This is a genomic window from Ruegeria sp. CF1, assembly GCF_056537445.1.
In genome coordinates this window covers 528,867-539,005 of sequence record NZ_JBQFRN010000002.1, presented here as the reverse complement: position 1 = coordinate 539,005, position 10,139 = coordinate 528,867, and the positions used below count along the sequence as shown (strand labels likewise).

Sequence of the window (10,139 nt, the reverse complement as noted above, 5' to 3'; positions counted from 1 at the left end):
CCATCAAACGGCCCTGCATGTCAACCAGACAAACCAATACCGTATCAATCTCGCCAGACGAAACCTCAGCCTTCAAATGCTCAAATGTCAGCATGCAATACCTCTGTGATATGCGAGAATTTTCGACGAAAATTCTTTGTCCCTGTAACGACCGGCCCGCGAAAGAACGGGCCGGTCAAGTATTTTATCCGTAACGATAGGGCCGCCCGGCCTTGAGCATTTCGGCGTTGTAGCGCTTGAAGATATCCACGACCTTTGCCTTGGTCTCGGATTCCGCAGCAATTTCATCCCAGAATTTCACCGCAGCCTCTTCCACCGTTGCCCACTCTTCGTCCGGGATGGTCGTCAATTGCATCTTGGTGCCGTTAACCCGCAGGTTGGCCTCGCCGCCCCAATACCACCACTGGCGGTAGTAGTGCGACTGGTCACAGCAGACCTTGAACAGAGTTTGCAGATCTTCCGGTAGCTCGTTCCAGCGATCCATATTGGCAAAGAAGTGGCCGGCCCAGGCCCCCGAAATGTTGTTGGTTAGGAAGTAGTTAGTCACATCCGCCCAACCCACGGTGTAGTCTTCGGTGATGCCCGACCAGGCAATACCGTCCAACTCGCCGGTTTGAACTGCAACTTCGATGTCTTCCCACGGCAGTGTGACGGGTACCACGCCAAACTGGCTGAGGAACCGGCCTGCTGTCGGGAAGGTGAAGATGCGTTTGCCCTTCATATCCTCCAGCGAATTGATCGGATCCTTGGTCGCAAAGTGACACGGATCCCACGCGCCGGCGCTGATGTGTTTAACGCCAACCTTCGAATACTCTTCGTCCCAGATTTCGTTCAAGCCCCACTGGTTGAACAGCACCGGTACGTCCAGCGAATAGCGCGAAGCGAACGGGAAGTAGCCGCCGAAAACAGTGACTTCGGTGGGCGAGGCCATCGAGTCATCATCCGATTGAACCGCGTCGATGGTTCCCTTCTGCATAGCGCGGAACAGCTCTCCGGTCGGGACCAGTTGATCGGCGTAGAATAGCTCGATCTGCATACGGTCACCGGCGATCTGGTTGAACATCTTAATAGCCGGGTCGATCACATGCTCGGCCAGTGCAGGACCGGCATATGTCTGCATCCGCCATGTGATCGTGCTTTGCGCCAGTGCAGGCGTTGCCAAAGGTGCCGCCGCAACCCCTACCCCCGCAGTTTTCAGAAACTTACGTCTTGTCGTCATGTCAATTTCCTCTCCGTTTAAGTTTGGGTGCCCGTGTGTCGGGCCTTCTGGTTAATTTCCGTAAACATACCCGGGCAGCCACAAGGCGATCTCGGGGAATATCATGATTATTGCGAGCGCCAGGATCATCACCCCGACAAAGGGCACGATTGAGCGGTAGATGTCGCGCAGGCTGATTTCTGGCGGAGCCATTGCGCGCATCAGGAACAGGTTGTAGCCGAAAGGCGGCGTCATATACGCGATCTGGGTGGTGATGGTGTAAAGTACACCGTACCAGATCAGATCGAAGCCAAGCGCCCCCACGAGCGGCACATAGAGCGGCGCCACGATGACGAGCATTGCGGTGTCGTCCAGGAACGTGCCCATGATGATAAAGCTGAGCTGCATCAGGATCAGGATCAGCCACGGTGACAGCCCCAACTGCTCGGTGAACAGGTTCTCGATGGCCTTGACCGCGCCCAGCCCGTCAAACACCGCGCCGAAGCCCAGCGCCGCAAGGATGATCCACATGAACATGCACGAGATGGCCAAGGTTTGCTTGGTACAGTCCTCGAAAATCTTCCACGTCATCCGACGTTTGAGGACAGACGCCACAAGCGCCGCCAACGCTCCGATGGCCGAACTTTCTACCAATGAGGTCCAACCATTCACGAACGGCAGCATCATCGCAGCGAAAATCATCAATGGCAGTGCCCCGGCCCAGAGCAGACGGAGTTTCTCGGACCTTGGGACCTCGTGCGCGTCTTCCATCGCTGGTCCCAGATGCGGTTGAAGCCGGCAACGAATCCAGATGTAGAGGATGAACAAAGACGCCATCAGCAGCCCCGGCACAATGCCTGCCAGCCAAAGTTGACCGACGGGTTGCCGCGCGATCATGGCATAAAGCACCAGAACTACCGAGGGCGGCACAAGGATGCCCAAGCTCGACCCGGCCTGAATGACCCCCGTCACCATGGTCTTGTCGTATCCGCGCCGCAGCAGTTCAGGCAGTGCAATCGTCGCCCCGATGGCCATACCTGCCACGCTAAGCCCGTTCATGGCCGAGACCAGCACCATCAGACCGATAGTGCCGATGGCAAGCCCACCGTTCACCGGCCCCATCCAGACGTGGAACATGCGATAGAGGTCATCGGCCAGACGACTTTCGCTCAGGACATAGCCCATGAAGATGAACATCGGCAGGGTCAGCAGCGGGTACCATTTCATCAGCTTCATCGCCGCCGAAAACGGAATGTCCTGCCCGCCTGTCCCCCAGAGCGCCAGTGCCGCAATGGCTGCGACGGCACCAATGGCACCAAAGACGCGCTGCCCGGTGAACAGCATCAGCATCATCGAAGCGAACATGAAGATTGCGATAAATTCCTGGCTCATGCCCGCGCTGCCCCGATCTCTTGCCCGTTGATCCGCGCAATGTCTTTGAAAAATTCTGATATCGCCTGCAGCAGCATCAGGAAGAAGCCGAAGACCATGATCGCCTTGACCGGCCAGATGTATGGCCGCCACGCGGTGGAGGATCGTTCAAGCCGTCCGACCTCTTCGCTGCCGGTCAGAAGGCCTGTGAAATAGGCGACAGGCTCATCACCCCAATAGCCCAGGCTGTACGCCGTGGATCCAAGCCCACCGTAGAACAGTACACCCAGATAAAGGATCAGCAGCAGCACCGTGAAGGCATCGAACCAGGCTTTCCGGCGATGGCTCCAATTATGGTAAAACAGATCCATTCGCACGTTCGAACCCAGTTGGATCGAATACGGCCCCCCCATGATGTAATAAGTCACCATCGCAAACTGCGCCATTTCTAGCGTCCAGAGCGAAGGCAGAAAGAAGGTCTTCGAGATCGAGGACCACAGCAGGATACCCATCATCACGAACAGGCCCCACATCATGACCCGCCCGATCCGGTAGTTCACCGCATCGACTACACGCACATATGCTGACATTGCCTTGATCATTCGCCCACCCCGCTACAGAACGGAGCAATGGTACGATTGATCCACGGGGCCAGACAATCGGCCATGACCCGCTGCTGCTCGGCTGTCTGAATCAGATCATTCCGGATCTCGATCATGACGTTCAACAATCCGTTGGGCGCTGCGTGAAGATCCAAAGTGTGCGCCACCCCGTCTGCCGCCGAATAGGGTTCGTTCAATCGAGTAACCAGGGGCAGCTCGTGCGCGGCGCTGGCCAACATCGCCTTGGCAAAGCGGGCGTCCTGGCCATGCAGCAAACCAAGCTCAACATCGCGCGGCTTTCCGCGGTATATCGGCGTGAAACTATGAACCGTCACCATGAGTTTTAGCGTGCGGTGATGACGGATCAGAACATCCTCTAGCCCTTGGCAAAACGGCACATATACGCCTTCGATCCGCTGCTGACGCGCATTGGCGCTCAGTTCAAGGTTCGCCGGGATCGGTGTGTCTTCACTGCATTCCGGCATAGCATCGGGGGCTTCGGGAGGGCGGTTGCAGTCATAAACCAGCCGCGACACCCCACCATGCACCAGCACGCCGTTCAACTGCTGGGCCAGTGCCTGAGCAACCGGCAGCGCGCCCGGGTCCCACGCGATATGGCTGCGCAGTGCCTCGGCACTTAGCCCCATATCCCCCAGTCCGTCCGGGATACGATGCGAGGCGTGTTCGCACACCACCACAACCGAAGGCTCTTCCGGCGCGTCGTCGATGTGAACGACAGGACCGAAATCAAGCTGAGCAGAGGTGAGAGTGGCGCTACGTGATTCCATTTGGAAAAAATTCCACAGAGGTTCTTAACCTGTCAATAAATTTCCTGTATAAAATTCCCCAAGTCAGATTGCATTGTCAAATTTTCCACATAAACATGGGTAGAAAGGGAAAGGAGTATTCCGTGCGAGTGACAGAAAGGCTCCTTGCGCATCGCGAAATGATGACACCGACCGAGCGGCAGTTGGTCAACGTGCTGCTGGATGATTACCCCATGGCAGGGCTTGGCAGCATAACCGAGCTGGCCAGTATCGCCTCGGTTTCCACCGCCACGGTTGCGCGGATGCTTCAGAAAACCGGCTTTGATGGCTATCCGCAGTTTCAGTCCGCGATACGCAGCGAAGTGAAAGAGATGATCTCGGGGCCCGTCGCCAAACGGGATGTCTGGCAGAATGACTTGCCTGAAGAACACATTCTCAACCGCTACTCCCGCCAAGCGCTTGAGAACCAGCGGCGTTCGATTGATGAGGTCGACCCGGATGAGTTTGACAGTTTCTGCCGTATGCTTTGCGATCCCAAACGGCGTGTTTTCATAACCGGCGGACGCATAACCGGGACCCTGGCGCAATATCTCTACCTCCACCTGCAGATGATCCGTCCTGATGTGAAGCTGCTGTCAGATGCAGCGTCGTGGACTCACGATCTGCTCGAAGTGCGCGAAGGCGATGTGCTGGTGGCCTTGGATGTGCGGCGTTATGAGAACACTACTTTGTTGATCGGGCAGCTTTGCCATGAGCGCGGGGCCGAGGTTGTCCTGCTGACGGATCAATGGCGATCCCCCATCCACCGGCTGGCGAAACACACCTTTGCGGTAAGGATCGCAGTGCCTTCGGCATGGGATTCCATGACTTCGCTAATGGTGCTATTGGAATGCGCCATTGCCGAAATGCAGGAACGTCTCTGGGACAGTGTCAAGCAGCGCACGGACGAGTTAGAGCAGGCCTTTGACCGGACGAAGCTGTTTCGCAAGTTCGGCCAAAGCTCGGGGTCCTGACGTCAGGTAGCGACGTTTCATAAGGTACAACTGCGCGTGAGCCCTGTTGTCAGACGCTGCGCAGACCGTACACTCCGGCGTATGACATTCATCGCTGAAAACCAATTACCTCTGCTGATACTGGCCTTTATGATCGGCCTGTTTGGCACAGGATTTCTTTTCCGCAAACCTGCAGGGCATCGGGCATGGAAACTGGCGGATCTGGTCTGGGTCGTATTGGGTGGGATCGGTGCACTGGTCGCCGTGTTGGCCGGTCTTTACACCTCGGACAGTTCGCGGCTGGACCGGCAGATCGACGTTGCTTATGCCGCCACGCTTGCATTCGACCGTGATGCCGCGCGGTTTCGGCTGAGGTTCTGTGACCCCGCTTACGACCCGGATACAGCTGTTTTGTGCGAAAAGGTAGAGTTTCTGTCCGCCTCAACCGCAAGCAATGCCGATTTACCGTTGTTCATCGCGGTCACGAACGAAGTAGCCCCGCTTCAAGGCCTGCATTTTCTATTCGGCCGCACGTCGAGTGATGACATGGATGAGGCCCGCGAGATGGCAGCGAAAGCGGATGCCTTCAGCATCGATCAATTTCTCGTCTTCACATCTCTGGACGATGATACACAAACCGCTATTGACAACATGCGGCGCAAGGTGCCTGCGATTGCCGGTGATTATCTGATCCTGGCCCAAAGCTATGACGATCTGATCGAACAGGTCGGCAAGCTCAAGGATGAATGGGAATATCTGCAGGCGAATGCGCATATTTTGGTACTGCAGATCATTGCCCTATGTCTGGTAAGCTTTGCTGCACCGTTCCGTCTGGGCAAATCCATCGTTGAGCTACGCACAGCTTTCAACGCCGATACGACTGCGCCAGCAGATGCGGATCAGCCCCCAGAAAGTACCGCGCCAGAGTCCAAAGGTTCCGCGCGCCCCGCCGAAACCAACCCTGACGGATATAGCGTTCCGCACTCGTAACCGCGTCCGCTTTCAACAGCACCGGGCGCGGCAACACGCGGATCAAGGCGACATCTTCCATCAGTGGCTGATCTGGGAATCCTCCGACAGAGTCATAATCCCTGCGGCGTACCAACAGCCCCTGATCGCCGTAGGGCAAACCAAACACTCTGCTACGCAGGTTGGCCCAACCAGCGACCCAGCGGGCACCAATCCCGCTGACGCGAAACCGCAATCGGAAGGCTGCTGGCCTGTGCGAACGCAGATGCTCTGCCACGATGGCGCTCCAGCCTGACTGCAACTCGGTGTCGGCATGCAGGATCAGCAGCCAGTCGCCAGATGCTTTGGCACACCCCCTTTGCAACTGCCCTCCCCTTGACGCCGGGCCTGTTACGATCATGGCTCCGGCTTCATCCGCCATCACAAGTGTTGGATCCTCTGAGCCGCCATCGGTCACGATTAACTCTCGGATCAGGCCTGAATGAAGCCCTTCCATCAAAGCCTGTAGCGTTCCCGGCAGGGAATGCCCCGCGTTAAGGGTTGGAATCACAATGCTGATCGGGGCGGACACGTCTGAAACCCTCTGGTCATGGCGGCGCGATTTCCTATATCACGAAGCCAGACGAATTGACGAGGATCAACCCATGTCCAATCGCCGCATTCTGCGCCTGACCGGCAACGATACTGATAGCTTTCTGCAGGGGCTGATCACAAATGACGTGCAGCGGCTGGACGACGGGCTGGTCTACGCCGCCCTTCTGACCCCGCAGGGCAAGTACCTGGCTGACTTCTTTCTCAAACGAGACGGTGAGTCGGTGCTGCTGGATGTGGCCGATGTGCTGGCCGACGGGCTTGCCAAACGACTGACGATGTACAAGCTGCGTGCAGATGTGACCATCGACCAGACCGACCTGAACGTACAACGCGGCACCGGCCCCGCGCCCGAGGGCGCCCTACCCGACCCACGGCATCCTGATCTGGGATGGCGCGCTTATTCTACCGCTCCGGAAGGTGATGACGGTACGGACTGGGATGCTATCCGCGTCCGTCACTGTATCCCCGAAACCAGCATCGAACTGACGCCAGACAGCTATATTCTTGAGTCCGGGTTCGAGGCGCTGAATGGCTTGGACTTCAAGAAGGGCTGCTATGTCGGACAAGAGGTCACCGCGCGCATGAAGCACAAGACTGAGTTGCGCAAAGGTCTGCGCGTTGTCGAGATCGCGGGCACCGCTCCGGTCGGGGCCGAGATTCACTCCAGTGGTAAACCCGCCGGGGTGTTGTTTACACAGTCTGGCGGAAAGGCGATCGCATACCTTCGGCTGGATCGCGCGGGGGACGACATGCAGGCGGGTGGCGCGACGCTAAAACTGCCAGGTTGATTTTGTTGCTGAACCGGCACGCCCATTCTTTTGAAACCGTTTGCGTATTTGACGCTGCCGGGCCGCGCGGTATCACTGACTGCAATTGGCCTAACGGGATACGTGCATGTTTCGCCTCTATACCGCGATATGGCGTGTCAGCGCCGGACGGCAAATCATCCTTATTCTGCTGTCATTGGCGGTGGCTGCGCTGGCGGCTGCTCCGCTTGAGTTCCAGCGCGACATCGTCAATCACCTGACATCTGATAGCATCGAAGTGGATCGCCTGCTGTTGGTGGGCGCCGGGATGATGGGCGTCATCCTGTTGAGCCTTACGTTGAAATGGGTGCTCGGGTATCGCTCTGGAACGCTGGGCGAGGACATCATCCGACTGATCCGGGGACGGTTGCTTGCCCGATCAATCGATCTCAGCGAAGAGGGGCAAGACCTTCGTTCGGGCACGATGACAACGGCCGTATCCGCTGAGGCGGAAGAGCTGGGCAAGTTCGCAGGCGGTGCATTTTCTGACCCCGTGGTGCAAATCGGCACATTGATCAGCGTAATCGGCTACATCTCTTCCACCCAACCGGGGTTGGGCTTGATTGCACTTTCCATGATCGTTCCGCAGATCATTATCGTTCTGGCCTCTCAGCGAAAAGTGAACATCTTCGTGGCCGAGCGTGTTCGAATCCTGCGCAGCGCGACCGACCGCTTGACGCACGAGGATATTGAGGCGGCATCGCGAGCGATTGAGAAACAGTTCGACGAGATATTTGAGACCCGCCGCAAGATGTTCATCTGGAAACTCTCGGCCAAGTTTCTGCTGAGTGTCATCAACGGCGCAGGGACTGTTGGGATTCTGATGCTGGGCGGCTGGCTAGTGTTGCAGGGTAAAACCGATGTCGGCACCGTCGTGGCCGCGATAAGCGGTCTCGGACGCATTCAAGGCCCGACCGCTTTCTTGATCGCGTTCTACCGACAGGTCAGCGCCAATCGCATCAAGTACGAACTGATGCTGGAGCTGTTTGGAGATCATCCCGAGCGCTATCGCATTCGGACCTAAAAAAGGGCCGCAGAGCGACCCTTTTGCACCGAACTATCGTCCGCTTACGCGCGTTCGGAATATTCCATGGTCTCGGTATTCACTACGATCATCTCATCCTGCCCGATAAAAGGCGGCACCATGACCTTGACGCCATTGTCCAGAACCGCTGGCTTAAACGAGTTCGCCGCAGTCTGACCCTTCACAACCGGCTCGGTCTCGACGATCTTGCAGGTCACTTTTTGGGGCAGCGTGGCGTTCAGCGCCTCGCTTTCATAAAACTCCACAACGATAGTCATGCCGTCCTGCAGAAACGGGCGGCGCTCACCCAGCAGTTCCGAAGGCAGTTCGATCTGCTCGTAGGTCTCGGAGTCCATGAACACCAGCATGCCATCGGATTCGTACAGGAACTGCTGATCCTTCTGCTCAAGGCGCACGCGTTCGACCTTGTCGGCCGAACGGAAGCGTTCGTTCAGCTTTGAGCCATTGCGCAGGTTGCGCAGCTCGACCTGGGCAAAAGCTCCGCCTTTGCCGGGCTTTACGTGATCCACTTTGACCGCCGCCCACAGTCCGTCATTATGCTCAAGCACATTGCCGGGGCGAATTTCGTTCCCATTTATCTTGGGCATGACTTAAATCCTTCACAAACGGTTGATGCGTCAGTTCTGGTCCCTATATCTGGCGTGACCACACCTGACAAGACAACGAAACCTAGTGCTGCACCTGCAGCGAGCCATGCAAATGACGCAACGCAACTATGCATTTTAGGTGTATCCGAATCGCATGTAATAGGTCATAAGGACCGTCACGCCGAAAATTGCAAGAGCAAGAAAAACAGGAAAGACGAGATGAGAGATTTCGTTGACGGCACTGCCTTTAACAACGAACAAGGCAATCGTGCACGCAAACTTTTCGCAGCCGTTGTACTGGCTGCTTTGGATGATGCCATCGCCGACGACAAGAAGTATGGCAACGGACCGGAACAAATTGCCCGTTGGGCGCGTTCGCGCGATGGGCGCGAAGTACTATCGTGCGCCGGCATCGACCCCAATGAGCGGGTTGTAGGCGGGCTGATGGAATTTGTTGGTCGCGGCGTACGGACGTCTGTCGCCCTGTCCCGCGAAGAAAGCGAACGCCGGAATGCGGCTCAGCAGGCCGAAGCTGCCTGATTGTTCCCCGCATCCGATTGAAAAAACGCGCCCTGACATCGGGGCGCGTTTTTCTATGGGCTGATTGTTCAGATCAAAAATACATGATCCATTGCCACGCCACCCAAAGCTCGGCCGCCAGTAACAGCGCAAAGAACAGTTTTGCCGAAACCGACAGGCCGCGCTGCCAAAGCACCACATAGGCGGCAATGCAAATCGTCACTGAGATCGGCGCGATCCAAGCCGCATGATGTGTGCTGCCCCAATAGCTGATCGGACTGTGAAAGACCCATGAACTGATCGGCCAGAACTGTGGTCGGCCATCGCCTGCGTGCAATAAGAAATCCATCACCAAATGAAGTATCCCTGCGGATGCGCCAATAGTCAGCAGGTGCCAGCCGCGCCACAGCCCGAGTGCAAGTGCCACTCCCCACAAAATGAACGAGTTATCGATGGCGAATACGGTTTGCCACGCGGGTGAAAAGTAAAGCTGATCAAACACCACCTGTGCCGGGATGTTCAGAATGTGCAGCGAAACGCCGGCCATCAAATATAGCGACAAATCCGGCAACAAGGACCCAAACAGAGCTGCCCATAGCGTCGCGCCCCGGGCCGGGCGCGCAAAAACAGCAGCACCGATCAAAAGATGCGCAGGCGTATTCATATGGGGCTTTTCCTTTGGCCTTAAA

Annotated in this window: 11 protein-coding genes; 4 read left to right on the top strand and 7 right to left on the bottom strand. The window is 56.8% G+C overall.

Going from position 1 to position 10,139, the window contains the following annotated elements; all coding sequences use genetic code 11:
* Window positions 1-184: 184 nt before the first annotated feature.
* The 4 genes from ACRZ96_RS07760 to ACRZ96_RS07745 are packed head-to-tail and all read right to left on the bottom strand — an operon-like array spanning window position 185 to window position 3,959.
* The gene (locus ACRZ96_RS07760) at window positions 185-1,219 is read right to left on the bottom strand and encodes a TRAP transporter substrate-binding protein (RefSeq protein ID WP_170391784.1); all 1,035 of its coding nucleotides are present in this window, start codon (window positions 1,217-1,219) and stop codon (window positions 185-187) included.
* Between the two features lie 51 nt (window positions 1,220-1,270).
* Window positions 1,271-2,590, bottom strand: a complete 1,320-nt coding sequence (locus tag ACRZ96_RS07755) for a TRAP transporter large permease (protein ID WP_170391787.1) — start codon at window positions 2,588-2,590, stop codon at window positions 1,271-1,273.
* Window positions 2,587-3,171 (bottom strand): TRAP transporter small permease subunit, encoded by a 585-nt coding sequence (locus ACRZ96_RS07750; RefSeq protein ID WP_170420973.1) that lies wholly within the window; start codon window positions 3,169-3,171, stop codon window positions 2,587-2,589. The genes ACRZ96_RS07755 and ACRZ96_RS07750 overlap by 4 nt, the downstream gene beginning before the upstream one ends.
* The gene (locus ACRZ96_RS07745; protein WP_170594904.1) at window positions 3,168-3,959 is read right to left on the bottom strand and encodes an N-formylglutamate amidohydrolase; all 792 of its coding nucleotides are present in this window, start codon (window positions 3,957-3,959) and stop codon (window positions 3,168-3,170) included. Before ACRZ96_RS07745 ends, ACRZ96_RS07750 begins: the two co-directional genes overlap by 4 nt.
* Before the next feature lie 95 nt (window positions 3,960-4,054).
* On the opposite strand from ACRZ96_RS07745, the gene ACRZ96_RS07740 reads away from it, so the two are divergent.
* The gene (locus ACRZ96_RS07740) at window positions 4,055-4,951 is read left to right on the top strand and encodes a MurR/RpiR family transcriptional regulator (protein ID WP_480459644.1); all 897 of its coding nucleotides are present in this window, start codon (window positions 4,055-4,057) and stop codon (window positions 4,949-4,951) included.
* 844 nt (window positions 4,952-5,795) lie between these two features.
* Here the strand turns inward: ACRZ96_RS07740 and ACRZ96_RS07735 are convergent.
* The gene (locus tag ACRZ96_RS07735) at window positions 5,796-6,470 is read right to left on the bottom strand and encodes a TIGR04283 family arsenosugar biosynthesis glycosyltransferase (protein ID WP_480706611.1); all 675 of its coding nucleotides are present in this window, start codon (window positions 6,468-6,470) and stop codon (window positions 5,796-5,798) included.
* Window positions 6,471-6,543: 73 nt separating this feature from the next.
* Here ACRZ96_RS07735 and ygfZ point away from each other — a divergent pair, with 73 nt between their 5' ends.
* A complete protein-coding gene (ygfZ, locus tag ACRZ96_RS07730) occupies window positions 6,544-7,281 on the top strand; it encodes a CAF17-like 4Fe-4S cluster assembly/insertion protein YgfZ (RefSeq protein ID WP_480706613.1) in 738 nt (245 codons plus the stop codon).
* A 106-nt stretch (window positions 7,282-7,387) separates the two neighbouring features.
* On the top strand, window positions 7,388-8,323 hold the full coding sequence (locus ACRZ96_RS07725; protein ID WP_480814370.1) for an ABC transporter transmembrane domain-containing protein: 936 nt from the start codon (window positions 7,388-7,390) through the stop codon (window positions 8,321-8,323).
* A gap of 44 nt (window positions 8,324-8,367) precedes the next feature.
* Here the strand turns inward: ACRZ96_RS07725 and efp are convergent, their stop codons facing one another.
* Window positions 8,368-8,931 carry an elongation factor P gene (efp, locus tag ACRZ96_RS07720; RefSeq protein WP_170391801.1) on the bottom strand — a complete coding sequence of 188 codons (564 nt, stop codon included), beginning with the start codon at window positions 8,929-8,931 and terminating at the stop codon, window positions 8,368-8,370.
* Window positions 8,932-9,150: 219 nt separating this feature from the next.
* On the opposite strand from efp, the gene ACRZ96_RS07715 reads away from it, so the two are divergent.
* Window positions 9,151-9,471, top strand: a complete 321-nt coding sequence (locus ACRZ96_RS07715; protein WP_008757056.1) for a DUF6280 family protein — start codon at window positions 9,151-9,153, stop codon at window positions 9,469-9,471.
* Window positions 9,472-9,544: 73 nt separating this feature from the next.
* Here ACRZ96_RS07715 and ACRZ96_RS07710 read toward each other — a convergent pair whose 3' ends face one another.
* The gene (locus ACRZ96_RS07710; protein WP_480814369.1) at window positions 9,545-10,114 is read right to left on the bottom strand and encodes a cobalamin biosynthesis protein CobQ; all 570 of its coding nucleotides are present in this window, start codon (window positions 10,112-10,114) and stop codon (window positions 9,545-9,547) included.
* Window positions 10,115-10,139 lie beyond the last annotated feature (25 nt).

Bases quoted from the DNA above. Each gene is read 5' to 3' on its own strand.
- ACRZ96_RS07760 (WP_170391784.1), bottom strand. From the start codon at position 1,219: ATGACGACAAGACGTAAGTTTCTGAAAACTGCGGGGGTAGGGGTTGCG.
- ACRZ96_RS07755 (WP_170391787.1), bottom strand. From the start codon at position 2,590: ATGAGCCAGGAATTTATCGCAATCTTCATGTTCGCTTCGATGATGCTG.
- ACRZ96_RS07750 (WP_170420973.1), bottom strand. From the start codon at position 3,171: ATGATCAAGGCAATGTCAGCATATGTGCGTGTAGTCGATGCGGTGAAC.
- ACRZ96_RS07745 (WP_170594904.1), bottom strand. From the start codon at position 3,959: ATGGAATCACGTAGCGCCACTCTCACCTCTGCTCAGCTTGATTTCGGT.
- ACRZ96_RS07740 (WP_480459644.1), top strand. From the start codon at position 4,055: ATGGGTAGAAAGGGAAAGGAGTATTCCGTGCGAGTGACAGAAAGGCTC.
- ygfZ (WP_480706613.1), top strand. From the start codon at position 6,544: ATGTCCAATCGCCGCATTCTGCGCCTGACCGGCAACGATACTGATAGC.
- ACRZ96_RS07725 (WP_480814370.1), top strand. From the start codon at position 7,388: ATGTTTCGCCTCTATACCGCGATATGGCGTGTCAGCGCCGGACGGCAA.
- efp (WP_170391801.1), bottom strand. From the start codon at position 8,931: ATGCCCAAGATAAATGGGAACGAAATTCGCCCCGGCAATGTGCTTGAG.
- ACRZ96_RS07715 (WP_008757056.1), top strand. From the start codon at position 9,151: ATGAGAGATTTCGTTGACGGCACTGCCTTTAACAACGAACAAGGCAAT.
- ACRZ96_RS07710 (WP_480814369.1), bottom strand. From the start codon at position 10,114: ATGAATACGCCTGCGCATCTTTTGATCGGTGCTGCTGTTTTTGCGCGC.